Source organism: Micromonospora sp. NPDC049891, assembly GCF_040660295.1.
Lineage (GTDB): Bacteria > Actinomycetota > Actinomycetes > Mycobacteriales > Micromonosporaceae > Micromonospora.
Map to the genome: position 1 here is coordinate 1 of NZ_JBFAML010000031.1, position 24,531 is coordinate 24,531.

Consider the following 24,531-nt stretch of genomic DNA (forward strand, 5'->3'; position numbering starts at 1 on the left):
CCCCGCCGTACCAGGAGAAGTCCAGCGGGGCGAGACCGTTGCGCTCGGCGAAACCCGCGCGGGCCACCTGCGCGGAAAGGTCGGTCCCCATGGGCGGGGCCAGCAGGAACGCCACGGTCAGCAGCAGCGACACCACAAGCGCGCCGAGGACGGGTTGGGCCGCCCGGGGTGCACCAGCATCTGGCGCCAGCCCGGCGGCCCGCCCGTCCGGGACGGCAGCGTGGGTCGATGTCGGCACCGAGCAGTCCTACCACGGGCAGTGACCGGCCCTGGTGGCGGGTCGCCGGGGAGGCCCGCGCTACATCTCCAGGACGCGTTCGGTGGCGGCGCGGGAGCGGCGGCCGGTGCGCAGGTACTCGTCGAGGAACTCGCCCGGGTCCTCGTGGCCGAGCAGCCGGACCACGCCGGCCAGTTCCACGCCGTGCCGGGGCAACTGGTCGCCGGCCCGGCCCCGGACCAGCATCAGCGCGTTGCGGACCTGTGCGGCGAGGGTCCAGCCGGCCGTCATCGCCTCGGCGTCCGCCGGATCGACGAGGCCCGCGTCCCGAGCGGCGGTGAGCGCGTCGAGGGTACGCGTGCCGCGCAGCTGCGGGTACACGCCCGCGTGCCGTAGCTGGAGCAGTTGCACCGCCCACTCCACGTCGGCCAGGCCGCCGCGGCCCAGCTTGGTGTGGGTGGCCGGGTCGGCGCCCCGGGGCAACCGCTCGGTCTCCACCCGCACCTTGATCCGGCGGATCTCGATGATCTGTTCCCGGGTCAGTCCGTCGGCCGGGTACCGGATCGGGTCGACCATCTGCTCGAACCGGGTGCCCAGCTCGGCGTCGCCGCAGACGCAGCGGGCGCGCAGCAGCGCCTGTGCCTCCCACACCCGCGACCAGCGGGCGTAGTACTGCTGGTAGGCGGCGAGGCTGCGGACCAGCGGCCCCTGCCGGCCCTCGGGACGCAGGTCGGCGTCGACGCCGAGCGGCGGGTCGGGTGCGGGCATGCCGAGCAGCCGCCGTAGCTCCTCGGCGATGGCGTGCGCGGCGGCGCTGGCCGCGCTCTCGCTGACCCCCTCCGGCGGGTCGTAGACGAAGAGCACGTCGGCGTCGGAGAGGTAGTTCGACTCGTACCCGCCGAGCCGGCCCATCCCGATCACCGCGAACGTCAGTCCGGGCATGGCCGGCTGGGTGACGCGGGCGGTCCGCAGCGCGGCGGCGAGGGTCGCGTCGGTGACGTCGGACAGCGCGGTGCCGACCGCCGTGATGTCGGCCAAGGCGGACGTGGCCCGGCCGCCGTCGGGGCGGGCCGGAGCGAGCGAGCCGGCCCGGCTGAGCACGTCGGCGCAGGCGAGGCGGAGCAGTTCCCGGCGGCGCAGCGCGCGTACCGCACGGGTCGCCTCGACCGGGTCGCTGTGTCGGGTCGCGGCGGCGGTGAGACCGTCGAAGAGCACCTCGCGTGGCCGGGGGCTCAGCTCGCTCTCCTCGGCCAGCAGGCGCAGCGCCTCCGGCTCGCGGGTCAGCAGGTCCGCGACGTACCGGGAGGAGGAGAGCACCCGGGCCAGCCGGCGGGCCACCGGCCCGGAGTCGCGAAGCAGCCGCAGGTACCAGGGGGTGCTGCCGAGCGAGTCGGAGACCTGGCGGTAGTTGAGCAGCCCCCGGTCCGGCTCGGGCGCGTCGGCGAACTCGCTGAGCAGCACCGGCAGCAGGGTGCGCTGGATGGCGGCGGTGCGGCTCACCCCGCCGGTGAGGGCCTGGAGGTGACGCAGCGCCCCGGCCGGGTCGGCGAAGCCGAGGATCTCCAGGCGGTTGCGGGCCGCCTGCGGGGTCAGCCGCAGCCCGTCGGCCGGTACCCGGGCCACCGACTCCAGCAGCGGCCGGTAGAGCAGCTTGGCGTGCAGTCGGCGTACCTCTGAGGCGTGGGTGACCCACTCGGCGCGGAACTCCTCGACGGCGCTGCGCCCGGGGGTGGCGGTGTAGCCGAGCGCGGCGGCGAGCCAGCGCAACGCGCCCGGTTCGGTCGGTACGGTGTGGGTGCGCCGGAGGCCCTGAAGTTGCAGCCGGTGCTCGACGCTGCGCAGGAAGCGGTAGCCGCGCAGCAGCGCCTCGCCGTCGGCTCGGCCGACGTAGCCGCCGGTGACCAGCGCACGCAGGGCGGGGATGGTGCCGGGCGCCCGCAACGTCTCGTCGCCCCGGCCGTGCACCAGTTGCAGCAGCTGCACCGCGAACTCGATGTCACGCAGCCCGCCCGGGCCGCGTTTGATCTCGCGTTCCAGCTCCTTCGGCGGGATATGGTCGATGATCTTGCGCCGCATCGCCCGGACGTCCTCGACCGCCTCGGGGCGTTCGGCCGCCTGCCAGAGCAGCGGCGCCAGTGCGTCGATCCACTCCTGGCCGAGCGCCAGGTCACCGGCGGCCGGGCGGGCCTTGAGCAGCGCCTGGAACTCCCAGGTCCGGGCCCAGCGCCGGTAGTAGGCCAGGTGGCTGGCGAGCGTGCGTACCAGCGGCCCCCGGTTGCCTTCCGGGCGCAGGGCCGCGTCGACCGGCCAGGCGACCAGCCCGCAGATGTGGATCAGCCGGGTGGCCACGGTGGTGGCCGTGGTCAGGTCGTCGTCCTCGGCCGCCACGAAGATCACGTCGACGTCGGAGACGTAGTTCAGCTCACCGCCGCCGCACTTGCCCATCGCGACCACGGCCAGACGCGGTTCCCGGGTGCCCTCGGGCAGCTCCCCCACGGCGATCTGGTACGCGGCCGACAGCGTGGCGTCGGCCAGCGCCGAGAGCGCCGCCATCGACTGTTCCAGGCCACGCCCGCCGGTCAGGTCGGCCGCCGCGACCCGCAGCAGCGCCAGCCGGTACGCCCGCCGCAGCACCGCGACCGGGTTGCCCTCGCCGGAGAGGTCGAGCCGGCCGTCGGCGGTCGGGGCGAGGCCGTCCGGTTCGGTACGCAGCACCGGCCACTGGTCGGGGTTGGCCACGAGGTGATCGCCGAGCGCCGAGGACGCACCCAGCACGGCGAGCAGCCGGCGACGCAGACCCGGATCGTCGTGCAGCGCGGCGAGCAGCACCGAGCCCGCTCCGATGCCGCCGACGGCGCCCTCGGTCGCGTCCCGACTTCCGGCGGCACCCGCACCTCCGGTGGTGCCGCCGTTGCCGGCAGCACCCCGGCTCCCGGCAGCACCGCCACTGTCGGCGGCATCCCCGCTCCCGGTGTTCCCGCCCTGGCCGGTGGGGGTCGCCGTGGCACGTCCCGGCCCTGCCCCCCGCTGCCGCACGGCCGCGCCCGGGCCGGGGGTGCCGTTCGGGCCGGCCGCCGCGCGGTGCTCCGCCTCGACCAGTCGATGCAGCTGACGCAGCGCCAGATCCGGGTCGGCTGCCCGGGACAGCGCGGTGAGCAGCTCCCGGGCCTGCTCGCCGGTGGGTTCCTGCGTCTGCGGACGCCACAGGTCGAGCCCGTCCGGGCCGAGCAGGTCGGCGGCCCGGGCGCCCGCGTCGTCGTCGGTGACGCCGAAGCCGTAGCGGGCGAGCCGGCCGGTGGCGCTCGTCGGCCGGCCCATCAGTGCCCGAGCAGGGGCAGGCTGCGACGCGACCCGTCGTCCAGCTCACCGAGGGCGAGCGCGGCGAACCGCGCCGCGAACGGCTGCCAGACCTCCTCGACGTCGACCATCACCGCGTCGCAGGCGGAGATCACCAGCTGCGGGTCGTAGCCCAGCTCGGCCAGCAGCGCCGAGTCGGTGGCCCATTCGGCGATCATGGCGGTGTCGCACTCGATGTGGAACTGCAACCCCCAGGCCCGGTCGCCGAGGCGGAACGCCTGGTTCGGATAGCGGGTGGAGGCGGCCAGCAGGGTGGCGCCGGCGGGCAGCTCGGTGATCTCGTCGGTGTGCCACTGCAACACGTCGGGGATCAGCGGAACGTACCGGAAGAGCGGGTCGGATTCGGCCGCGTCCCGCCGGCCGACCACGGCGGGCCCGGCCTCCGGCCCGGACGGGCTGCGCTCGACCGTGCCGGCGTGGGCGGTGGCCAGCAGCTGCGCGCCGAGGCAGACGCCCAGGGTCGGCAGCCGGTGCCGCACCGCCTTGCGGAGCAGCTTCTCCACGGCCGGGAACCAGGGCGCCTCCGGCCCGCCGTCGGCCAGCGGGTAGGCCTGCTGGTCGCCGCCGAGCACGACCAGGGCGGCGTACCCGTCCAGGTCGGCGGGGAGGGCGTCGCCCGCGTGCGGGCGGACCACCGACAGCTCCAGCCCGGCTTCGGTAAGCCACTCCCCCAGCCGGCGCGGGTCGTCGGTCGGGTCGTTCTCGATCACCAACGCGGTTGCCACACCGTCGAGGCTATCCCGTACGGCCGGCAACGCCCGGAACGGCTCCGGCACCGTCCCGGTCCCGGCCCTACCGACCCGGGCCGACGCCCGTTCGGTCGGCGGGTCCGCCGCAACGGAGCGCGTGGAGGAGGTTGGTCAGAGCGGCCCGGGTGGCGGCCAGGTCGTCCGGGTCGACGGACTCGGCGAGCCACAGCGCCGCCTCGTTCATGGCACCGGAGAGCAGGTGGGTCAGCGGCCCGACCGGCTGCCGGGGGATGATCCCGGCGTCGACCACCGCGGTGAGCGCCTCGGCCAGGTGCCGGCCGGAGGTGGCCTCGTCGAGGGCCCGCCACTGCCGCCAGCCGAGCACCGCAGGGCCGTCGACGAGCATGATACGGCGCACGGCCGGATCGGTGCTGGCGGTGAGGAACTCCTGGCAACCGGCGACGAGCTGCGCCCACGGGTCGGCGTGGGCGTCCGCAGCGGCGGCCACCTGCTGGCCGACGTCCTGCTGAACCTCGGCCAGCACCGCCCGGAACAGCTCGGCCTTGCCGGGGAAGTGGTGGTAGAGCGCGCCCTTGGTCACCCCGGCGACCCGCACGATCTCGGCGAGGCCGACCGCGGCGTACCCGCGGGTGGCGAACAGTCGACGGCTCTGCGCCAGCAGCGTCCCACGGGTCTGCTCACGCTGCCGCTCCCGGATGCCCTGCCCCATCGGTCCCTCCAGCCGTTGACATACCAACGGTATGCGAAATACCGTTCTTGACATACCGATGGTATGTGAGGAGTGGCCATGCTGTTGACCAGCTTCTACCCGGTGATCTGCACCGACCGGCTTCTGGAGTCGTACGACTTCTACCGGCGGCTGTTCGGGTTCGACCCGACGTTCGAGGCCGACTGGTACGTGAGTCTGCGCCGGCCCGGCCCGCCGGAGTACGAGCTGGCGTTGCTCGACCACCGACACCCCACCCTGCCGGCCGCCTACCGCCGACCCGTCCAGGGGCTGCTGCTCAACTTCGAGGTCGAGGACGTGGACGCCGAGTGGGAACGCCTGGTCGTCCGCGAAGGGCTTCCCGCCGAGCTGGAGCTGCGTAGCGAGGACTTCGGCCAACGACACTTCATCGTCGCCGACCCCAACGGGGTCCTTGTCGACGTGATCACCCCCATCGCGCCGGCCGCCGCCTTCGCCGAACAGCACCTCGACCCTCGGCCTGCGCAACGGCGTTAGGCTCGGCACCTGTGATCACCGACGACGTCGTACGCCCGCCGGCCCTGCGCCCCGGCGACACGGTGATGCTGGTGTCACCGTCCGGACCGACCCGTCCGGAACGGGTGGCCCGGGGCGTGGAACTGCTCACCGGCTGGGGACTGCGGCCGGTGCTCGCGCCCAACGCCTACGCCCGGCAGGGCTACCTCGCGGGGGCGGACGCGCTGCGGGCGGCGGACCTGAACACCGCGTTCGCCGATCCCCAGGTGCGCGGGGTGATCTGTACCCGGGGCGGTTACGGGGCGCAGCGGGTGGTGGACGCGATCGACATGGCGGCGGTACGCCGTGACCCGAAGGTGGTGGCCGGGTTCTCCGACATCACCGCGCTGCAACTGGCGCTCTGGCGGGGTGCCCGGCTGGCCGGGGTGCACGGTCCCGGGGCGGCCTGGCGCGACGAACGCACCCCGCTGGCTTCGGCCGAGTCCCTGCACGCGGCGATGACCAGCACCGAGCCGGTCGCCCTGCGCGCCGTCGAGGGCGAGGAGACCTTTGGCGTACGCGTCGCGGGTCGGGCCGCCGGCCGGCTGCTGGGCGGCAACCTCTGCCTGGTCGTGGCCTCGCTCGGCACCCCGGACATGCCCGACCTGACCGGCGCGGTGCTGCTGCTGGAGGACGTGCAGGAACCGCCGTACAAGGTCGACCGGATGCTGACCCAGCTCCGTCGGGCCGGTGCGCTGGACGGGCTGGCCGGGGTGGCGGTGGGGCAGTTCACCGACTGCGCCGACGGCTGGGACACCACGGTGGCCGACGTGCTCGTCGAGCGCCTCGGCGACCTGGGCGTACCGGTGCTGGGTGGCCTGCCGATCGGCCACGGCCCCGGTCAGCTCACCGTCCCGGTCGGTACCCGGGCGACCCTCGACGCCGACGCCGGCACCCTCACCGTCGCCGCCGCCGTCCGCTGACCCTTCGTCGGCCATATCCGAATTCTGGTCGGGATTGCCAGCTCGCTGACAGCTTCACCATGGTCCGCACCCAGCCGGGCTCGTCACTGTCGGTGACGTCATCGCATCACCGACGAGTTGGAGGAACGATGTCCCGCACGATCTCGAAGAAGCACCTGCTGGCCGGTCTGGCCGCGGCGGGCGTGCTCGGCGTGGGGATCGCCGCTCCCACCGTGGCGCTCGCCGACGACAAGGCCACCCCGAGTGCCAGCGCGAGCAGTGAGCCGCAGGGCGATCGGCAGGAACAGCGGGCCGCACGGCACGCGGAGTTCGCCGAGGCGCTGGCCGAGGAGCTGGGTGTGCCGACGGAGAAGGTGACCGAGGCGCTGGGGAAGCTCCGCGAGCAGCACCAGCCGCAGGGCCGGACGGACCGCGAGGGCCACCGGGGATTCCCTGGTCGCGGCGACGGTGCCGCCGAGGGTCGCAAGGGCGAGTGGCGGACACCGCCGTCGGCTGAGGAGCGCAAGGAGGCGCTGGCCGAGCGACTCACCCAGGCGGTCGAGGACGGCAAACTCACCCAGGAGCAGGCCGACGCCATCACCGCCGCCGTCGAGGCCGGTGTGTTCGGCGGCTGGGGCGGCCCGGGCGCTCGTGGCGGCGCGGACGAGTCCGCCGGCAAGTGACGCCTCGGCCGGCACCATCCGATGCGGCGTGCGCGGCGGAGGCCCGACCCGACCCGACGAGCGAGGTGAGCGCCGGCTCGACCGACGAGCGGTGTGAACGCCGGCCCGAATGTGGCCCCGGCTGACGTGCCGCGCCCGCCGTGACAGGCGGCCCCGTTCCACTCCTGCGGGGCCGCCTGTCAGGTGCACCCGGCGCTTCCCGACCGGGTGTCCGTCGCAGCCCTCCGGCCCGACTCACGTCGTCGGACACGACTGGGGTGCGGTAGTCGGGTGGGTGTCCCGCGGCCCGACGCACGACATGCGGCGAATCGCGGTCTCCGCGTGCGGTAGTCGGGTGGGTATCCCGCGGCCCGACGCACGACATGCGGCGAATCGCGGTCTCCGGGGCCAGGGAAGGCACGAGACGCCGCAACCCGCGACCGACAAGCCCACGAGCAGCAGCCCGGCACGCTCCTACCGACAACGGTCGGCGCGGGTCCGCGTCAGGCGATGCAGGCGCAGACGATGAGCGCGGCACCGAAGTGGCTGGCGGCGCTGACCCGGGCCACCGGGTGCGGCTCGTCGGAGCAGACGACCTCGCCGAGCTTGCCCGGCGTGATCAGGTCCAGCACGAAGAAGGCAAGCGCCATGATGCCGAGACCGATCAGCCCGAAGATCACCGTCGAGGCCAGCCCCTTGGCGAAGTCGCTGTAGCTGGTCAGGATCGCGGTGAAGACGATCCCGGCGACGCCGAGCTGGTTCGCGGCGAGCAGCAGGCCGGCGTTGGCGTTGCGCCGTACCCAGATCAGGTCCCGCAGTTTGCCCGGGGTGAGCAGGTCGACCAGGACGAAGCCGGCGGCCATCAGGCCCACCCCGACGACCCCGAACACCACGCTCTGCCAGGCTCCGCTGAGCAGATCCTCCAGCACCGACTGCCTCCCGACGAGTCTCCGGCCGGCGGACGCCGGCACGGTGATCGAGACGATAGCGGCACTCCGCAACGCTCGGCTGCCCGGCGGCGGGCCCGTCCCCACGGACCCACCCACACAGCGGCCGCAGCGACAGACAGGCCCCCGCCCGGAGCAGCCGCTACAGCGACAGGTAGTGCTGGCGCTCGTACGGAGTGACCTCGCGGCGGTACTGCTCCCACTCGGCCCGCTTGTTGCGCAGGAAGAAATCGAAGACGTGCTCGCCGAGCACCTCGGCGACCAGTTCCGAACCCGCCATCACGTCGATCGCCTCGGACAGGTTCTCCGGCAGCGGTTCGTACCCCATGGCCCGCCGCTCGGCGCTGGTCAGCGCCCACACGTCGTCCTCGGCGCCCGGCGGCAGCTCGTACCCCTCCTCGATGCCCTTCATCCCGGCGCCGAGCAGCACCGCGAAGGCGAGGTACGGGTTGGCGGCCGAGTCGGGCGAGCGGATCTCCACCCGGGCCGAGTTCGGCTTGCCGTACGCCGGGACCCGGACCAGCGCGGAGCGGTTCAGGTGCCCCCAGCAGACGTACGCGGGGCTCTCGGTGACCCGGTCCGGCAGCGCCTGCGGGAACAGCCGCTTGTACGAGTTGACCCACTGGTTGGTGACCGCCGTGTACTCCCGGGCGTGGGCCAGCAGCCCGGCGATGAACGCCCGGGCCACCTTGGACAGCTTCATCGGGTCGCTGGCGTCGTGGAACGCGTTGCGCTCCCCCTCGAACAGCGACAGGTGGGTGTGCATCCCGCTGCCCGGCTGGTCGGTGAACGGCTTGGGCATGAAGGTGGCCTGCACACCTGTGGAGAGCGCCACCTCCTTCACCACGTGTCGGAAGGTCATGATGTTGTCGGCGGTGGTCAGCGCGTCGGCGTAGCGTAGGTCGATCTCCTGCTGGCCGGGGGCGACCTCGTGGTGGCTGAACTCCACCGAGATGCCGATCCGCTCCAGCGACAGCACCGCCTGGCGGCGGAAGTCCCGCGCCACGGCGTGGGTGGTGTGCTCGAAGTAACCGCCGGTGTCCACCGGGATCGGGACGGTGCCGTCCATCGGCCCGTTCTCCAGCAGGAAGAACTCGATCTCCGGGTGGGTGTAGAAGGTGAAGCCCTTCTCGGCCGCCCGGGACAGCGCCCGACGCAGTACGTGGCGCGGGTCGGCCCAGGAGGGGCCGCCGTCGGGCAGCAGGATGTCGCAGAACATCCGGGCGCTCTCGCCGCTGACCCCACCCTCGAACGGGAAGACCTGGAAGGTGGTCGGGTCCGGCATGGCGACCATGTCCGACTCGAAGACCCGGGCGAATCCCTCGATGGCCGAGCCGTCGAAGCCGATACCCTCCTCGAAGGCGGCTTCCAGTTCGGCCGGGGCGACGGACACGCTCTTGAGCGTGCCCAGCACGTCGGTGAACCACAGCCGGACGAAACGGATGTCCCGCTCTTCCAGCGTACGGAGGACGAACTCCTGCTGACGGTCCACTTCCCCAACCTTCCGCGACACTCAACGTCCGCCTTGGTCGGACTCTGTCCGACCTGACCGACCAGTCTCCACCGACCCGATTACGCAGACGTTAACCGAACCCCGGCCGTCGCGTCCCGTCCAGTCCCGACCGGCGGTCCGACCCGGTCGCACTGCCCCACGCCGACGTGTCGACCCCGTGCCGCTGGGGCAAGATGAGGACATGCCCACCCTGCGTCTCGCCCTGTGCCAGGTCAACCCCAGTGTCGGTGACCTCACCGGCAACGCCGGTCTCGTCCGCGCCTGGACCCGTCGGGCCGCCGAATCCGGCGCCCAGCTCGTCCTGTTCCCGGAGATGATGCTGACCGGGTACCCGGTGGAGGACCTCGTCTTCCGGCGCTCCTTCGTGGCCGCCTCCCAGGCGGCACTCGGCCGGCTCGCCACCGACCTGGCCGCCGACGGTCTGGGCGAGCTGCCGGTCGTGGTGGGTTACCTGGACGCCGACGGTCCGCCGCAGGTCAGCGCGGACGCCGAGCCGGGCCGGGGGGCGCGCAACGCCGCCGCGCTGCTGCATCGCGGCGAGGTGGTCGCCACCTACTTCAAGCACCACCTGCCCAACTACGGCGTCTTCGACGAGGACCGCTACTTCGTGCCCGGCGACATGCTCACCGTGGTCCGGCTGGGCGGGGTGGACGTGGCACTGACCATCTGCGAGGACCTGTGGCAGGCCGGCGGGCCGTTCGCCGCCGCCCGGCGGGCCGGGGTGGGGCTGGTGGTCAACATCAACGGCTCGCCGTACGAGCTGAACAAGGACGACGTGCGACTTCCGGTGGTCCGTCGGCGGGCCGCCGAGGCCGGCGCCACCATCGCGTACGTCAACATGATCGGTGGGCAGGACGAGCTGGTCTTCGAGGGCGACTCGATGATCGTCGCGGCGGACGGGACGGTGCTGACCCGGGCACCGCAGTTCGTCACCCACCTGCTCGTGCACGACGTCGACCTGCCCGCGGCCGGCGAGGCCACCGACGGCCCCGGTGCGGGCGGCGACGAGGTCGGGGACGGCGAACAGCTCCCCGACGGGCTGCGGGTGGTCCGGCGTACCGTCGACGGGATCCCGCCCTCGCCGACCGGCCCGGCGGCTACCGGCGGCCTCATCGAACCGGTGGCCGACGAGGCCGAGGTGTGGCAGGCGCTGGTGCTCGGCCTGCGTGACTACGTGGAGAAGAACCGCTTCCCGTCGGTGGTGCTCGGGCTCTCCGGCGGCATCGACTCCGCGGTGGTGGCGGCCATCGCGGTGGACGCCCTCGGCGGCGATCGGGTGGTCGGTGTCTCCATGCCCAGTCAGCACTCCTCGGAGCACAGCCGCTCCGACGCGGCCGATCTGGCCAAGCGGACCGGCCTGGACTACCGGGTGGAGCCGATCCAGCCGATGGTGGACACCTTCCTGGCGAACATGTCGCTGTCCGGGGTCGCGGTGGAGAACCTCCAGGCCCGGGTACGCGGCGTCATCCTGATGGCGTTGTCGAACCAGGAGGGCCACCTGGTGCTGACCACCGGCAACAAGAGCGAGCTGGCGGTCGGCTACTCGACCCTGTACGGCGACTCGGTCGGCGGCTTCAACCCGGTCAAGGACGTCTGGAAGACCCTGGTCTGGCGGCTGGCCAAGTGGCGCAACACCGAGGCGGCCCGACTGGGCCTGACGCCACCGATCCCGGAGAACTCGATCGGCAAGCCGCCGAGCGCCGAGCTGAGCCCGGGTCAGCTCGACAGCGACTCGCTGCCCGACTACGACGTACTCGATCCGATCCTGATCGGCTACATCGACGGCGACCTCGGCCGCGACGGCCTGGTCGCCTCCGGCCACGACCCGGCCGTGGTGGACAAGGTGCTGCGGTTGGTGGATACCGCCGAGTACAAGCGCCGCCAGTCGGCGCCGGGTACGAAGATCTCGATGAAGGCGTTCGGACGGGACCGGCGGCTGCCGATCACCAACCGCTGGCGCGAGGACGGCTGACCGGCTCCCGGGCCACCCGGCCGGCCTGTGCTCACGGACGGCCGGCTGGGTTGGAGTGACATCCTCCACTGCGCCCTGCCGCCGACCGCCCGCACGGTGGGACGATCGCGGCAGAACCCGGGGACCGCGTACGCGGCCTCGAGGAAGGAGAACATCGTGGTGGAATCCACTCCGGCCGAGGTGACCGCCCTCTACGGCGGCCCGGCCACCCGTCGCGTCCGGACCCGCGACCTGCTCGCCGCCAAGGAGCGCGGCGAGAAATGGTCGATGCTCACCTCGTACGACCAGTACACGGCCTCGATCTTCGATGCGGCCGGGATCCCGGTGCTGCTGGTGGGCGATTCGGCGGCGAACAACGTGTTCGGCTACGAGACGACCCTGCCGGTGACCGCCGAGGAACTGCTGCCGCTGGTCCGGGCGGTCGTCCGGGCCACCCGGCAGACCCTGGTCGTCGGTGATCTGCCCTTCGGGTCGTACGAGGAGGGTCCGACCCAGGCGCTGCGTACCGCCGTCCGGTTCATGAAGGAGGGCGGTTGTCACGCGGTGAAACTGGAGGGCGGCCAGCGCTGTGCCGCGCAGATCGAGGCGATCGTCGGTGCCGGCATCCCGGTGATGGCGCACATCGGCTTCACCCCGCAGCGTGAGCACACCATCGGCGGATACCGGGTGCAGGGCCGCGGCGAGACCGCCGACGAGGTGCTGGCCGACGCGCGGGCGGTCGCCGCGGCGGGCGCCTTCGCGGTGGTGCTCGAAATGGTGCCCGGCGACGTCGCCAAGCGGGTCACCGCCGAACTGCCGATCCCCACCGTGGGCATCGGCGCCGGCCCGGAGACCGACGCCCAGGTGCTGGTCTGGCAGGACATGGCGGGCCTGCGCACCGGCAAGGCGCCTCGCTTCGTGAAGCGTTACGCCGCCCTGGCCGACACGCTCGACGAGGCCACCCGCCGCTTCGCCGACGAGGTCCGCTCCGGCCAGTTCCCCGCACCCGAACACACCTTCTGACCCCGCCAGCTGCTCGTCGGTAGGCGGCGGGACCGCATGTGTCGGTCCCGCCGCCGCCCACGAATCACTGCGGCTGGACGACGTTCACCATCCACGGGATGCCGAACCTGTCCACGCACATGCCGTACAGATCCCCCCACACCTGCTTCTCGAACGGCATCGTGACGGTGCCACCGTCGGACAACTTCTGCCACGCCTCCTCGATGCCCTCGCCCGGGTCTCCGCTCAGGCTGCAGGTGATGGTGTCGCCGGGGTTGTAGGGCATGCCGGGCGCGGTGTCGGAGGCCATCAGGGTGTAGCCCCGCTCGGTGGTGAGCATCGCGTGCATGACCTTGTCGGCGACGGCGGGGTCGGACGTGCCGAACTCGCCGAACGTGCTGATCCGCAACTGGCCGCCGAACACCGACTGGTAGAACTCCATCGCCTGGCGGGCGTCGCCGTTGAACGTGAGATACGGGTTGAGCTGGGACGTCATGCCGGGATCCTCCTTGACAAGCTGACCGGTGACCGTCGGACGCTAACCCCGACCACCGACACTGGGGGCGGCTTTCCGCCCGACCCCCACCCCATCGGTGCCCGGCCTGCGCGGATCCACGTGCCCGGACCCTGCGCGGTCCGCGTGCCCGGCCACTCCGACTGGGCCCTGCCCCGTATGACGACAGGCCCACGGGCCGCGCACCTTCTTGGTGGGCCGCTGGTCGTTACGCGACCAGGCGGGCAGGCGACGGGGGCGCAGCAGCCGCTCGCCGATCGGGCAGGCATGGTGCGCGCACCCAAATCATCAGCTCGGATGGTCAGGGCGGGTGCGTTCGCCTGGATGTGCGTCGTGCAGTCGTGCCCGACCGCCACACGTCACTGCCTGCCGTCGGGTGGGTGATGGCCGTGCGGACTCGTGACGCGGTGGACGCCGACTTCAACGACCGCAGTCCGGACACCGGTCGTTTCGATCCGGCGGATGCCGGTGTGGGCCACCCTGGCCCGTCCGACACCGGGATCGGTGACCGTGGCCCGCCAGGCACGGAGGCCGGCGCTCCCGGCCCGTCGCGGGCAGGGGTCAGCGATCGTGGGCTGGTGGGCGCGGGTGCCTGCCGTAGCTGGTTGCGGCGGGGACGCTGATCCGGGTCGAGCCAGGCGGGCGGGACGAACTCCGGGAGGCCGTCGGCGTCGAGGCGGACCTGCCAGCCATGGTGGTGCACCTGTCGATGGTGATGACGGCAGAGCAGCACCGCGTTGGCGAGACTGGTGTGGCCACCGTCGGACCAGTGCCGCAGGTGATGGCCCTCGCACCAGCGCGGTGGGCGGTCGCAACCTGGGAAGGCGCAACCACGGTCTCGCAGCACCAGCGCCCGCCGCAGCGGCCCGGTGATGAGCCGACGCTGCCGGCCCACGTCGAGGACGACGATAGAACATACGTACGACAGAATTCCTGCCTGCGCCGGAGTTGCGGTCTCCTCGGTGAGCATCGGCGCCAGCCCGGGCATCGAAGCCCATGAGCTCGTACGGCAGGAACGGCCGGGCTGCGCAGCGGATGGACACGCGCTGCGACGATATGGCCATGATCGATGAGACGCGGGCCCTACGCGCTGGGCGGGGCTGGCGCTGGTGGGCGGTGTTACGGCTCAGCATCGTGGCGTTGTGGCTGGTGGCAGCCGGGACGGCTTGGTGGACGGCACCCCGGCAGCAGAGCTACGACCAAGCAGGAGCGGACCTGGCAGCCGGCCGTGTGGTGGCCTACCAGTGGGGTGACCGGTGGGATGCCAACAGGCGGACCCCGTGGTTCGGCACCGCCGACCTGGAGTCGTCCGGCACTCTCGGTCCTTTGTTCGGGTGGCGAACGCCCGACGGTCGGGTCTGGTGGACCGACACCACCTACTTCGGAGAGGTCACGACCACCGGCACTGTCCACGAGAGGTCCTATGCCGGGCCGGGCGCAATCGGCATCGCGCAGCAGTTGCAGGCTGCGGGTCTGGAGGGTCGCAACGGCGTTCTTCAGCCGCTCGGACAGGTCGTCGCTGGAACGGGCCTCGCCGCTGCCGTGGTCATCATCGGTGTCCTGCTGGCCGGGCCCGCTCCGGTGCTGGGTACGCGGTGGTTCTGGTTCTGGCTGGTCTGCCTCGTACCGTTCGGGCTCGGGCTCCTGTGGTGGTTGGCCCGGGAGCACCCCTGGGCGCACAGCGGCTCCCCCCACACCGGCCCACGCCAGCGCAGCCACGGTGCACTCGGTTTTGCTCTCGGCCTCCTCGCCGCGCTCCTGAGCAGCATGCTGTTGCTGGTACTCGGCCAACTTCTCGGCGACTGGTGGGTGCCGCGCCTGGACGCCGGATAGGGCGAGAAAAATTTCCCGAAAGCCGCTACGGTTCGGGCTCGTGAATCGAGTTCGTGCTTCTTTTCTTGTCCTGGCCTGCGCCTCGCTGCTGACACTGACCGCCTGCGGTGGCGAGGAGGCGGCCCCGACGGCCGGAGCCTCACCGTCGGCCGTCGTACCGTCCGACAGTGCCACTTCCGCGTCGCCCACCCCGGCACCGCCCACCGCTGACGTAGCGGAAACGGTGAGCGACAAGAAGCTCTGCCAGTCGGCGAAGAAGGCCAGCGAGGAAATGAAGCGGAATCTCGTGTCCGCGCTGGGTTCCGGAAGCGAGCCGTCGCCGGCGCTGTTCCAGAAGATTCTGTCCGGGTTGCAGAACGAGGTGACCCGGGTGGCTGCCACCGGTGCCACCGACAGCAAGGTGGTTGCCGCGTTGGAGCGGTTCGGCGCGGAGGCCGGCAAGGCCGCCAACGCGGCGGATCCGGCGACCGCCGCGGACAACCCGGCCTTCGAGAAGGCCGGCGCTTCCCTGAGCACGGCCTGCAAGTCGGCAGGCGTCAACGTCACCTTCTGACCGCCCGGACGCCCTCACGAAGGATCGGTGGCAGTTGCGGTAGCGGACACGCCGGTCGGCGGACACCTTTTCTGCCACCGATCCGCTCCTGGGCGGTGCTGTCACCGACGGTGCCACGGCTCGGCGGGCTGGCAGGTGGGGCCGGGGTCGCCGTAGACGACCGCGCCGGCCGGGTCGACGTAGCAGCGACCAAGCTCGTCGAACGGGGTGAACAGCGGTCGCCTGTCGATCTCGACGCCGGCCCTGTCGTAGGCGACCAGGTCCGCCCCGCCGTCCTCGCTGACGCTTGCGCCGACGAGGCCGAACGCGCCACCCGCGACCCGGGCCGGCGTGATCGTGCCGTCGGCCTGCTGCAACACCACGCGCTGCACCCGGGCGCTCACCCGCCCGATCGCCACCACCTCGCCTCCGTCGGGGTCGGTCGAGGTGAGCAGGAGCCGTTGGACGGGGCCGGGCAGCCAGGCCTTCCGCCAGGTCGGATCGTCGACGGAGGTCGCCGCGCCACCGGACCACGACTGGTGGGCCGGATCCCACAGATCACAGGCGACGTAGTGGTCGTCGGTGAGGAACATCAACGCGGCGTGGTCGCCCTGTTCCACGGCGACCGCCAGGTCGGCGACGGTCGCCGACGCCCGGGCCGGCTCGTCACCGAGGGCCAGGCACCGCTCGGCGGACTGCCGCAGCGTCGGTGACAGCTCGTCCGGCCCGAAGGCCAGAAGCTGGGTCCCCCGATCCGGATCGGGCCAGGTGACCACTCCGACCGTGGCGACCATCGCGGCGGCGACGAGCGCGACGGCGATGCGGCGACGGACCGGCGCGGGGCCCGGCACCGCCCGCACCTCCGTCATGAGTCGGGCCCGCATCCGGACCGCCCGCCCGGCCGGCAGGTCACGCTCGGCGGGCGGGTTGAGCAGCTCGTTCATCGGTCCTCCGGGTCATCGGGAAGTTGGCTGGCCAGCCGGGCGCGCGCCCGGCTGACCCGGGAGCGAACCGAGCTTTCACTGATGTCGAGCGCGACCGCCGCGTCGGCGTAGGACACACCGGACCACAGGCACAGCGCGACGGCTTCGCGCTCGGCACGGGGCAACCGGCGCACCGCCGCCAGGATCAGCCGCATCCGTCGCTCGTCGTCCACCCGCCCGGCCGCGTCCTCAGCGACGTCTCGTTCCGTACCGCGCTCAAGCGGTATCCGCCGCAGCAGCGCGCGCCAACGCCGCGCCGAGCGGGTCTCACCGCGCGCGGTGTTTGTGGTGATGACGAGCAGCCAGGGCAGTATCGAGCCGTCGACCAGGCGGGCGTCGTCGCGACGGCGCCAGGCGACCAGGAAGGCCGACTGGGTCACGTCCTCGGCCAGCGACCAGGACCCGGTGAGCCGGAACGCGTGGTTGTAGACGGTCCCCGCGTACCTGTCGAACAGCTGCGCGAACCGCACCTCGTCGCCGGCCACCGTCGCCGACCACAACTCCTGGTCGGTCGGCTCCATCTGGATCGTCACATCACACTATGGCCGGCAGACCCGGCGGCGTTGCGTCGACGGCGACGAGCGGGGTGCCCGGGCTCAGAGGTCGGTGACCCGGACGCCCGCGTGCGCCTTGTAGCGCTTGTTGATGGCGATCAGGTTGGCGGTGAACGCCTCGATCTGGTGGGCGTTGCGCAGCCGTCCGGCGTAGATGCCACGCATGCCGGGGATGTGGGCGGCGAGCGCGCCGACGATGCCGACCAGTTCCCGCTCCTCGGTGCAGATCAGCACGTCCAGCTCGATACGGTCGATCTCGGGGTCGGCCAGCAGCGGAGCGCTGACGTGGTTGAACGCGGCGCAGACGCGGGAGTCGGGCAGCAGCGCGGCGGCCTGCTGGACGGCGCTGCCCTCCGGCACCGGCAGCGCGTACGGGCCCTGCTTGTCGAAGCCGAGCGGGTTGACGCAGTCCACGACGATCTTGCCGGCGAGGGGTTCGGCGAGCGCGCCGACGGTGGCGGCGTGCCCGTCCCAGGGCACCGCGATGATCACCACGTCGCTGCGGCGGGCCACCTCGTCGTTGTCGGCACCGGTGACGCTGCCACCGGCCGGCACGCCGGGCAGAGCGGCGATCTCGGCGGCCGACTCGGCCGCCCGCTGCGCGTTGCGGGAACCGATGAGCACCGTCAGGCCGGCCCGGGCGAACCGGTAGGCGAGCCCTCGGCCCTGGTCGCCGGTGCCACCGATGATGCCGATGGTGAGCCCGGAAACGTCGGGCAGGGTGCTCGGGTCGTATGCCATGGTCGTCATCCTCGCAAATCCGCTGGCCTGGCAGCAGCGACAGGCGCTGTGACAATGCCCGCTGCGGCGGTCGCTGCGCGGGCTGAACCGGTAGCCCGCCGCCGAACTGTCAGACCAGTTCGAAGGCGACCGAGCGGGTGGCCGGATCGGCGGCGACCAGCCGGACCCGGACCCGGGTGCCGAGTGGCAACTCACCCAGACAGCGGGCGCGTACCGGCGGGTCGTCCAGGGCGACGGTGCCCCCGGGTGGACGGCCCGGGCGGGCCTTGCCGTTCGACGGCGCGTCGACGTCGAGCACGGCGGCGTCGAAGGTCTCGCCCACCCGGTGGGCCAGCAGCACCGCCTCGGCCAGGTCGATCGCGCCCCGGCTCGCCGCGGACGCGGTGCGGTCCGTGGCCGCCATCACCGCGGGCAGCCGGGGCAACGCCGCGCGGGTCCAGTCGGGCACCTCCCGGCCGTCGTGCAGGGCCAGGCAGATCTCCGTGGCGTACCGGTCGGCGAGTCGTCGCAGCGGCGCCGTGACATGGGCGTACGCGGCCGCGACCCCGCCGTGCGCCGGCTGCTCGGGTGGCTCGCCGTCGAACGGGGTGTACGCGGCCGACCGCATCAGCTCGGCCGCCTGGTCGATGAACGCGGCGGCCCGCGGCTGGGCCGGATCCAGCCGGAGCAGCAGCTCGCCCACGCCCACGTCGTCCGGCCAGTGCACGCCCAACGGGGCGGCGGCGGCCCGCAACCGCTGCACCGCCTCGGGCTTCGGGGCGGGCATGGTCCGCAGCAGGCCGATCCCACCGGCCAGCATCAGGTCGGCAGCGGCCATCCCGGTGAGCAGGGAGATCTGCGCGTTGTGCTCCTCCATCGGCACCGGCGCCCGCAGGACGAGCCGCCACCCGTCACCGTCGGCCTCCACGTCCTGTTCGGGGATCGGCAGGTTGACCGCTCCCCGACGCAGCCCTCGGGCGGTGAGCAGCGCACCGACCTCGGGCAGCAGAGCGATCGGCTCGGGTAGCCGGCCCGCGTCGGCGTCGGCCTGCACCTGCGGATATGCCAGTTGGGCCCGGCTGCGGACCAGGGCACGCCGCACCGTCACCGCGGTCGTACCACCGTCGGCGTCCAGGTCGATGGTCCACAGCACGGCCGCCCGGTCGACGTCGGGCAGCAGACTCGCCGCGCCCTCGCCGAGGGAGTGCGGGTGCAGCGGCACGTTGCCGTCGGGCAGGTAGACCGTCTGCCCCCGGCGCCAGGTCTCGTCCTCCAGCACACCGCCCGGGCGTACGTGGGCGGCGACGTCGGCTATCGCGTACCGCACCCGGTAGCCGCCGCCCGCTCGGCGGCTGAGGTGCATCGCCTGGTCCAGGTCCCGCGAGCCGGGCGGGTCGATCGTGACCAGCGGGATGTCGGTGTGGTCGACGGTCGGCCGGGGCGGCGCCGCGGCTGCCTCGTCGGCCTCCCGCTGCGCCGCCTCCGGGTAGACCTCGGGCAGACCCAGTTCTCGGCGCAGCGCCCCGAAGTCGATGCGCGGTGCCAGGACACGTCGGATGACCATGTGCCAATCCTGACAGCGCCGGACACGCCGCGCCCTCCTCCGAGCGACGAGTCGTCGGCGTACACCGGGTCAGCGGGCCGCCTTCCGCGCGGTGCCGGTCCGCCCGCCGGACGTGGCGCGCCCGGTGTTCCTGGCGGCGGCCTTCTTCGCGGGTGCCTTCTTCGCGGCGGTCTTCGTCGCGGGTGCCTTCTTCGCAGGTGCCTTCCTCGCGGCGGTCTTCGTCGCAGGCGCCTTCTTCGCGGCCGTCTTCGTCGCGGAAGCCTTCTTCGCGGGCGCCTTCTTCGCCGCCGACGTACGGGTCGCCACCGTCGTGCTCTTCCGCGCCGGTGCCTGCTTGGCAGCCACCGTCTTCGCGGGCGACTTCTTCGCCGGGGCCTTCGCCGCCGTCCTGCGCGCCGTCGTCGACGTGCTCTTACGCGCCGCCGCCTTCTTCACCGCCGAGGTCGCGGTCTTCGCCGGTGCCTTGCGCGCCGCTGACGTGCTCCGCGTACCAGTCGTCTTCTTCGCGGGCGCCGTCTTGCGCGCCGGAGCCGCCTTCCGCGCGGACGCAGCCTTCTTCGCGGGCGCCTTCGCCGCCGTGCTCCGCGCGCTCGTCGCCTTCTTCGCGGGCGCGGTCTTGCGGGCCGGAGCCGCCTTCTTCGCGGGCGCCTTCGCTGCCGTGCTCCGCGCGCTCGTCGCCTTCTTCGCGGTGGCCCGCTTCGCCGCGGTCGTGGTCCTGCCCGGGCCGGTCGCGGTCCGCGCCGACGCCGAGGTGGTCCTCGCGGCGGGCGCTTTCGTCGGCGCGGCCTTGGCCGACGTCGTCTTCTTCGCGGGTGCCGTCTTCTTGGCTGCGGCGGTCTTCCGCGCCAACGAGGCCGCCCTGGTCGCGGATCCGGTGGCGGCGCTCTTCGCCGCCTTCGCCGCCGGAGTCCGCCCGGTCGCCTTACGGGCAGCCGGCGCGGTGCCGGACGCGCGGCGGGTGGACGGGGTACGGGCGAGGCCCGCGGTGCGTTCCGTCGCGGCGGTCTTCCTCGCGGGCGTACGCTTCGCGGCCGGGCGGGTGGCCTGTTGCGCTTCGGCCATCTCGGTTCCCTTCATGGGGACGTGCTGCCGCCCTCGCGACGCACGCAGTGCCTCGGCGCGGGAGGCATCCCGCGCCGTCTACCTGTCCTCCCCGGTCCAGCGAGCGTCCTCGGCCTCCCACGCCTCGTTGCGTTCCCGCACCTGTTGCAGGGCGTTCTCCGCGTCGGCGGCCGAGTCGTACGGTCCGAGAACGTGCCGCGCAGGGCACACGTCGGCACCGGACTCGACCCGGTGGTGTCGCGTACACCAGTAGTAACGTCCACGTCCGCTGTCGCTCATGGCATCACTGTGCACCGGGAAACGACCGACCGCCACCGGAACACGGCAAGTCACCAGGCCCTTCCACAGTAGACGTGGTCCCTGGCCTGCGGGCCTGAACTGCGAAAATCGACGTCGCCGGCCCGGGTGCGGGCCCGGATCAGCGGGTTGGCTAAGGTCACCGGATGGGCGTACCGGACTACATCCTGCGGATGCGCAAGCACGTCGGCCACGACCTACTCTGGCTACCCAGCGTAAGCGCGATCGTCCGCAACGACGCGGGTGAGCTACTGCTCGCCCAGCGGGCCGACGACGGCCGCTGGTCGGTGGTGAGCGGCTTCGTCGAGCCGGGCGAGCAGCCGGCCACCGCGGTCGTTCGCGAGGTGCTGGAGGAGACCGGCCTGACTGTCGAACCGCTGCGGCTCAGCAGCGCGGTGTCGCATCCGCACACGTACCCGAACGGCGACCGCTGCGAGTACCTCAACCTCGGCTTCCACTGCCGGTTGCTGGGTGGCGAGGCACGGGTCAACGACGACGAGTCGTTGGACGTCCGGTGGTTCCCGCCGGGACGGCTACCGGACCTCGACGAGCACGCCCGGCTGGTCATCCGGCACGCCCTCGGCGGGGAGACCTCGGCGTTCTTCCTGCCCGCCGGAACGCTGTGGGGCGAGCCCGGTGAGCTGGAGTACGCCTGAACCGCTGCGACGGTACCTGATCGACCTGGTCACGGTCGCCGGCGAGGTGCTCGGTGCCGAGCTGTGCGGGGCGTACGCGGCGGGCTCGGTGGGGCTGGCCGCGTACCAACCCGGACGCAGCGACGTGGACGTGGCGCTGGTCTGCGACGGCCCGCTGGACCACCGGGTCGCCGACGAGCTGGTGGCCCGGCTGCGACACGAGGCACTGCCCTGCCCGGCACGCGGCCTGGAACTGGTCGTGTACCGCCGGGAGGTGGCCCGATCCGGCAGCCCTGAGCCGGGTTTCGAGGTCGAGCTGAACACCGGCGCCCGGATGGACTTCCGGGTGTCGTACGGCCCGGCCCAACGCCCGAGCGCGGACGGCCTGTTCTGGTACGGCCTGGACCGCAGCATCCTGCACCAGAGTGGGCAGGCCCTGTTCGGCCCGCCCGCCGCTGACGCCTTCACCGATCTGGCTCCCGACGACCTGCGCCGGCTGGTCCTGGACGCGCTGCGCTGGTGGCTGGCGCGACCGGCGCCCGCCGGTGCGGTGCCCGCTCCCGGGGCGGAGGACGCCGTGCTCGGCGCCTGCCGCTCCTGGGTGCGTCTGCGCACCGGGGTGTGGCTGCCCAAGGTGGCCGCCGGCCGGCGGCTGTTGGCCGAGGCCGGCCCACTTGTCGACCCCGGCACCATCGAGTTGGTCGAGCTGTCGATCGCCGCCCGAGACGGCGGGCTGCCACCCACCGGGGCGGCGGCCCGCGCCTTCCAGCAACGCGTCCTGGCCGACCTCGCCGGCCCGCCGGCCTGAGCCGACCTTCAGCCGGCCCGGCCAGCCCGGCCGGCCCGGTACCGGCGTCTGGTCAGTGGCAGGGAACCTCGGTGAAGTCGATGTGGCTGGTGCGGACACCCCAGCTGAAGCGGTACCCGTCGCACTCCTCGTAGAGTCCGCCGACGATCGTGCTGTGGGAGGAGTCGGAGTAGTAGTGCGTCGTGCACTGGTAATTGAGGGCGCAGACCCGGGCCTGGGCGGGTGCGCCCGGCAGCAGGGCGAAGACACCCACGGCGAGGGTGGCCGCGGCGAGGGTACGACGGACCATGACAATCCCTTCGACGGACGGGCCGGCACGGCGGGTGGCCGACCGGTTACCCAGATGATAGAGAGCTGTCAATCGGGAGGCATCCACGCAGGTAGCAGCGAACTCCTGCTCCTGGCATCAGCCGCTGCGGCGATTCCCGGCCGCCCCGGTGGTCACCCAACGTGGCCCGCTCAGCCTGTTCGCGCTGCACAAGATGCGGATCGGAGGTCGCGTGTGCAAGTCTCATCCGAGATTTCTTCACCCGGGACGATCGCGTACCGGTGCGGACATACAGTTCGTCAGCAGAACCTGGAGAGGCACGTGGCCAACCTCGACACCGCCCTGAAGGACGCCATGACGATCGACGGTGCGATCGGCGCCGCGCTCGTCGACTACACAAGCGGGATGACCCTCGGCGTCGCCGGTGGCACCCCGGAGATCGACCTCACCGTCGCCGCCGCCGGCAACACCGACGTGGTACGAGCCAAGATGCGCACCATCGAGATGCTCAAGCTGAACGACGACATCGAGGACATGCTGATCACCCTCGGCGGCCAGTACCACATCATCCGGCCGCTCACCGGCCCCAACGGCAAGGGCCTGTTCCTCTACCTGATGCTCAGCAAGACCCGGTCCAACCTGGCCCTCGCCCGGCACCAGTTGCGCACCATCGAGGAGCAGTTGGAACTGTGAGCACCGGCGGCACCTTCCTCCCCCGCCGCACAGCGCAGCAGCCGAAACTCCCGGCACCGGTGCGGCTCCCACCGTCGCTGGCCGGTGACCCGTCGCTGCCGTACCCGGCGATCGGCACCGAACTGCACGAGCTGCGCCTACAGATCCCCGGGGTGCAGGGAAGTGTCCTCGGCGGAGTCGACGGGCTGCTCATCACCCACGACGTGCCCGACACGCTGGACCCCGACGACCTGGCCGCGATGGCGGCGGCTACCTTCGGCCTCGGCCGGCAGGTCAGCCTCCGCCTCGGCCAGGGCGAATTCCGCCAGTCCACCGTCCGCAACGAGGCCGGCTACTTCGCCGTGTACGCCGTCGGCCCGCACGCGCTGCTGTCGGTGGTCGGCGCCGACGCGATAAACGTCGCCCGCCTGCACCTGCACGCCCCGCCGGTAGCCGAACGCCTCGCCAAACTCCTCGTTCCCGCCTGATTCCGGAGTCGCTGGGCAGGCATCGGTCAGATGGCACCCGTCGAGCCGTCGGTCAACTCGCGGAGAATATCGGCATGGCCGGCGTGCCGAGCCGTCTCCTCGATCAGGTGCACCAGGACCCAGCGCAACGACACCTCCCCGAGCTGCGGATGGGGCACCACATGGTCGAGTTCGAACCGGCCCGCCACCTCCCGCGACCGGGCACACTCCGCCTCGTACGCCGCCGACAACCGCTCGACGGTGTCGCCCTCGGCCAACGCGAAGCTGGCCGCCGCGTCCTCCTCGGAGGTCAGATAGACGTCCTCCGGTCCCGGCGCGAACAGACACCGGAACCAGTTCCGCTCCACAAGCGTCAGGTGCTTCACCAGGCCGGCAAGAGTGGTCGCCGACGGCACCACCCGGCGGGCGGCGTCGGCGTCGGAGAGCCCACTCAGCTTCCGCAGCAACACGGCGCGGTGAAAATCGAGAAACGCCTCCAGCACGGCGCGTTCGTCACCCGTGCTCGCCATCATCGCAGTGACCACAGGGTCGAGGCGGCTCTCCACCATCCCCGGACCCTAACGGCAGCCCACCCGTCCCCGCTGCCCCGCGACCCGTGACCAATGCACGCCGCGCGAAGCGTCACGCCTGTCGATCCGAGCGATCACCACCTACCATGTGCCGATGATCGATCAAGATCGACGGCGAATTCCCGTCCCGGTCGCCGCGGCCGCGATCATTTTCCTGCTCGGGAGCGCCCTCCAGGTAGTCCAGTTCAAGACGAGCACCGCGCCCACGGCCACCGAGCCGAGGACGACCATCTTCGCCGTGGGACTGATCCTTCTCTCGCTGGCCTTCGCGTACGGCCTGTGGCGCCAGGTCGGGCGGGCCCGAATCCTGACGGCCGGCTTCGCCGCCTTCAACATCGCGTACGCCCTGGTGGAACTCCCCGACATCGCCGCGTTGACGGTGGCGCGAATGGTGGCATTCGCGGCCGTTGTCGGCTTGCTGCTGGTGCCCGCATCGTCTCGACAATGGTTCCCACCCGGCACATGAACTGCCCGGCACGAATCCTCTGACGGTCGGCCGGCTCAGAGCCGCAAGCGCGGCTCTGAGCCGTA

General features: G+C 72.4%; 25 protein-coding genes and 2 pseudogenes. 13 read left to right on the top strand and 14 right to left on the bottom strand.

Annotated features, from left to right (window positions below):
- The 4 genes and pseudogenes from AB0I71_RS27585 to AB0I71_RS27600 form a co-directional block, all read right to left on the bottom strand.
- Nucleotides 1–238 (bottom strand): annotated as a pseudogene (locus AB0I71_RS27585) (hypothetical protein); the annotation flags it as partial.
- Nucleotides 239–298: 60 nt separating this feature from the next.
- Nucleotides 299–3,535: a bifunctional [glutamine synthetase] adenylyltransferase/[glutamine synthetase]-adenylyl-L-tyrosine phosphorylase gene (locus tag AB0I71_RS27590; protein WP_357589439.1), complete on the bottom strand. Its 3,237-nt coding sequence runs from the start codon at nucleotides 3,533–3,535 to the stop codon at nucleotides 299–301.
- Complete coding sequence (locus AB0I71_RS27595) at nucleotides 3,535–4,299, bottom strand: type 1 glutamine amidotransferase (RefSeq protein ID WP_357589441.1); 765 nt, start codon at nucleotides 4,297–4,299, stop codon at nucleotides 3,535–3,537. Before AB0I71_RS27595 ends, AB0I71_RS27590 begins: the two co-directional genes overlap by 1 nt.
- Before the next feature lie 67 nt (nucleotides 4,300–4,366).
- Complete coding sequence (locus AB0I71_RS27600; RefSeq protein ID WP_357589443.1) at nucleotides 4,367–4,993, bottom strand: TetR/AcrR family transcriptional regulator; 627 nt, start codon at nucleotides 4,991–4,993, stop codon at nucleotides 4,367–4,369.
- Nucleotides 4,994–5,071: 78 nt separating this feature from the next.
- Here AB0I71_RS27600 and AB0I71_RS27605 point away from each other — a divergent pair, with 78 nt between their 5' ends.
- From AB0I71_RS27605 to AB0I71_RS27615, 3 genes are all read left to right on the top strand, one after another.
- Nucleotides 5,072–5,506, top strand: a complete 435-nt coding sequence (locus AB0I71_RS27605; protein WP_357589445.1) for a VOC family protein — start codon at nucleotides 5,072–5,074, stop codon at nucleotides 5,504–5,506.
- Nucleotides 5,507–5,517: 11 nt separating this feature from the next.
- Nucleotides 5,518–6,447, top strand: coding sequence for an LD-carboxypeptidase (locus AB0I71_RS27610; RefSeq protein ID WP_357589447.1), 930 nt, complete (start codon nucleotides 5,518–5,520; stop codon nucleotides 6,445–6,447).
- Between the two features lie 128 nt (nucleotides 6,448–6,575).
- Complete coding sequence (locus AB0I71_RS27615; protein WP_357589449.1) at nucleotides 6,576–7,109, top strand: hypothetical protein; 534 nt, start codon at nucleotides 6,576–6,578, stop codon at nucleotides 7,107–7,109.
- A gap of 482 nt (nucleotides 7,110–7,591) precedes the next feature.
- On the opposite strand, the gene AB0I71_RS27620 is transcribed toward AB0I71_RS27615, so the two are convergent.
- Complete coding sequence (locus tag AB0I71_RS27620; RefSeq protein WP_093401266.1) at nucleotides 7,592–8,017, bottom strand: DUF350 domain-containing protein; 426 nt, start codon at nucleotides 8,015–8,017, stop codon at nucleotides 7,592–7,594.
- Between the two features lie 160 nt (nucleotides 8,018–8,177).
- Nucleotides 8,178–9,527: a type I glutamate--ammonia ligase gene (glnA, locus tag AB0I71_RS27625; RefSeq protein WP_204013813.1), complete on the bottom strand. Its 1,350-nt coding sequence runs from the start codon at nucleotides 9,525–9,527 to the stop codon at nucleotides 8,178–8,180.
- A gap of 202 nt (nucleotides 9,528–9,729) precedes the next feature.
- Between glnA and AB0I71_RS27630 the strand changes: the two genes are divergently transcribed.
- Together AB0I71_RS27630 and panB are read left to right on the top strand one after the other, a co-directional pair.
- Complete coding sequence (locus AB0I71_RS27630) at nucleotides 9,730–11,520, top strand: NAD+ synthase (RefSeq protein WP_357589452.1); 1,791 nt, start codon at nucleotides 9,730–9,732, stop codon at nucleotides 11,518–11,520.
- A gap of 156 nt (nucleotides 11,521–11,676) precedes the next feature.
- On the top strand, nucleotides 11,677–12,522 hold the full coding sequence (gene panB / locus AB0I71_RS27635) for a 3-methyl-2-oxobutanoate hydroxymethyltransferase (protein ID WP_357589454.1): 846 nt from the start codon (nucleotides 11,677–11,679) through the stop codon (nucleotides 12,520–12,522).
- 64 nt (nucleotides 12,523–12,586) lie between these two features.
- Here panB and AB0I71_RS27640 read toward each other — a convergent pair whose 3' ends face one another.
- Nucleotides 12,587–12,997, bottom strand: a complete 411-nt coding sequence (locus AB0I71_RS27640) for a VOC family protein (protein ID WP_357589456.1) — start codon at nucleotides 12,995–12,997, stop codon at nucleotides 12,587–12,589.
- A 622-nt stretch (nucleotides 12,998–13,619) separates the two neighbouring features.
- Nucleotides 13,620–13,919, bottom strand: a pseudogene (locus tag AB0I71_RS27645) (HNH endonuclease signature motif containing protein); the annotation flags it as partial.
- A 158-nt stretch (nucleotides 13,920–14,077) separates the two neighbouring features.
- Between AB0I71_RS27645 and AB0I71_RS27650 the strand changes: the two are divergent.
- Both AB0I71_RS27650 and AB0I71_RS27655 read left to right on the top strand, forming a co-directional pair.
- Nucleotides 14,078–14,848 carry a hypothetical protein gene (locus tag AB0I71_RS27650; RefSeq protein WP_357589458.1) on the top strand — a complete coding sequence of 257 codons (771 nt, stop codon included), beginning with the start codon at nucleotides 14,078–14,080 and terminating at the stop codon, nucleotides 14,846–14,848.
- 223 nt (nucleotides 14,849–15,071) lie between these two features.
- Nucleotides 15,072–15,401, top strand: coding sequence for a hypothetical protein (locus tag AB0I71_RS27655; RefSeq protein WP_357589460.1), 330 nt, complete (start codon nucleotides 15,072–15,074; stop codon nucleotides 15,399–15,401).
- A gap of 101 nt (nucleotides 15,402–15,502) precedes the next feature.
- Here AB0I71_RS27655 and AB0I71_RS27660 read toward each other — a convergent pair whose 3' ends face one another.
- The 4 genes from AB0I71_RS27660 to AB0I71_RS27675 form a co-directional block, all read right to left on the bottom strand.
- A complete protein-coding gene (locus tag AB0I71_RS27660) occupies nucleotides 15,503–16,324 on the bottom strand; it encodes a hypothetical protein (RefSeq protein ID WP_357589462.1) in 822 nt (273 codons plus the stop codon).
- Entirely contained in the window at nucleotides 16,321–16,896 is a 576-nt protein-coding gene (locus tag AB0I71_RS27665) for a sigma-70 family RNA polymerase sigma factor (RefSeq protein ID WP_357589464.1), read from the bottom strand. The genes AB0I71_RS27660 and AB0I71_RS27665 overlap by 4 nt, the downstream gene beginning before the upstream one ends.
- Before the next feature lie 63 nt (nucleotides 16,897–16,959).
- Entirely contained in the window at nucleotides 16,960–17,658 is a 699-nt protein-coding gene (npdG, locus tag AB0I71_RS27670; protein WP_357589466.1) for an NADPH-dependent F420 reductase, read from the bottom strand.
- Between the two features lie 109 nt (nucleotides 17,659–17,767).
- Nucleotides 17,768–19,201: an RNB domain-containing ribonuclease gene (locus tag AB0I71_RS27675; protein WP_357589468.1), complete on the bottom strand. Its 1,434-nt coding sequence runs from the start codon at nucleotides 19,199–19,201 to the stop codon at nucleotides 17,768–17,770.
- 91 nt (nucleotides 19,202–19,292) lie between these two features.
- Between AB0I71_RS27675 and AB0I71_RS27680 the strand changes: the two genes are divergently transcribed.
- The 3 genes from AB0I71_RS27680 (at nucleotide 19,293) to AB0I71_RS27690 (ending at nucleotide 22,003) form a co-directional block, all read left to right on the top strand.
- The gene (locus AB0I71_RS27680; RefSeq protein ID WP_357589470.1) at nucleotides 19,293–20,516 is read left to right on the top strand and encodes a hypothetical protein; all 1,224 of its coding nucleotides are present in this window, start codon (nucleotides 19,293–19,295) and stop codon (nucleotides 20,514–20,516) included.
- Between the two features lie 190 nt (nucleotides 20,517–20,706).
- Nucleotides 20,707–21,216 carry an NUDIX domain-containing protein gene (locus tag AB0I71_RS27685; RefSeq protein WP_357589472.1) on the top strand — a complete coding sequence of 170 codons (510 nt, stop codon included), beginning with the start codon at nucleotides 20,707–20,709 and terminating at the stop codon, nucleotides 21,214–21,216.
- The gene (locus tag AB0I71_RS27690; RefSeq protein ID WP_357589474.1) at nucleotides 21,197–22,003 is read left to right on the top strand and encodes a nucleotidyltransferase domain-containing protein; all 807 of its coding nucleotides are present in this window, start codon (nucleotides 21,197–21,199) and stop codon (nucleotides 22,001–22,003) included. The genes AB0I71_RS27685 and AB0I71_RS27690 overlap by 20 nt, the downstream gene beginning before the upstream one ends.
- Before the next feature lie 52 nt (nucleotides 22,004–22,055).
- Here AB0I71_RS27690 and AB0I71_RS27695 read toward each other — a convergent pair whose 3' ends face one another.
- Entirely contained in the window at nucleotides 22,056–22,292 is a 237-nt protein-coding gene (locus AB0I71_RS27695) for a DUF6289 family protein (protein WP_357589476.1), read from the bottom strand.
- Between the two features lie 300 nt (nucleotides 22,293–22,592).
- On the opposite strand from AB0I71_RS27695, the gene AB0I71_RS27700 reads away from it, so the two are divergent.
- Together AB0I71_RS27700 and AB0I71_RS27705 are read left to right on the top strand one after the other, a co-directional pair.
- A complete protein-coding gene (locus tag AB0I71_RS27700; RefSeq protein WP_099850768.1) occupies nucleotides 22,593–22,964 on the top strand; it encodes a hypothetical protein in 372 nt (123 codons plus the stop codon).
- A complete protein-coding gene (locus tag AB0I71_RS27705; protein ID WP_357589478.1) occupies nucleotides 22,961–23,431 on the top strand; it encodes a roadblock/LC7 domain-containing protein in 471 nt (156 codons plus the stop codon). The genes AB0I71_RS27700 and AB0I71_RS27705 overlap by 4 nt, the downstream gene beginning before the upstream one ends.
- 26 nt (nucleotides 23,432–23,457) lie before the next feature.
- Here the strand turns inward: AB0I71_RS27705 and AB0I71_RS27710 are convergent, their stop codons facing one another.
- Nucleotides 23,458–23,943: a DinB family protein gene (locus AB0I71_RS27710; protein WP_357589565.1), complete on the bottom strand. Its 486-nt coding sequence runs from the start codon at nucleotides 23,941–23,943 to the stop codon at nucleotides 23,458–23,460.
- A 151-nt stretch (nucleotides 23,944–24,094) separates the two neighbouring features.
- Between AB0I71_RS27710 and AB0I71_RS27715 the strand changes: the two genes are divergently transcribed.
- Nucleotides 24,095–24,466 (top strand): hypothetical protein, encoded by a 372-nt coding sequence (locus AB0I71_RS27715; RefSeq protein ID WP_357589480.1) that lies wholly within the window; start codon nucleotides 24,095–24,097, stop codon nucleotides 24,464–24,466.
- Nucleotides 24,467–24,531 lie beyond the last annotated feature (65 nt).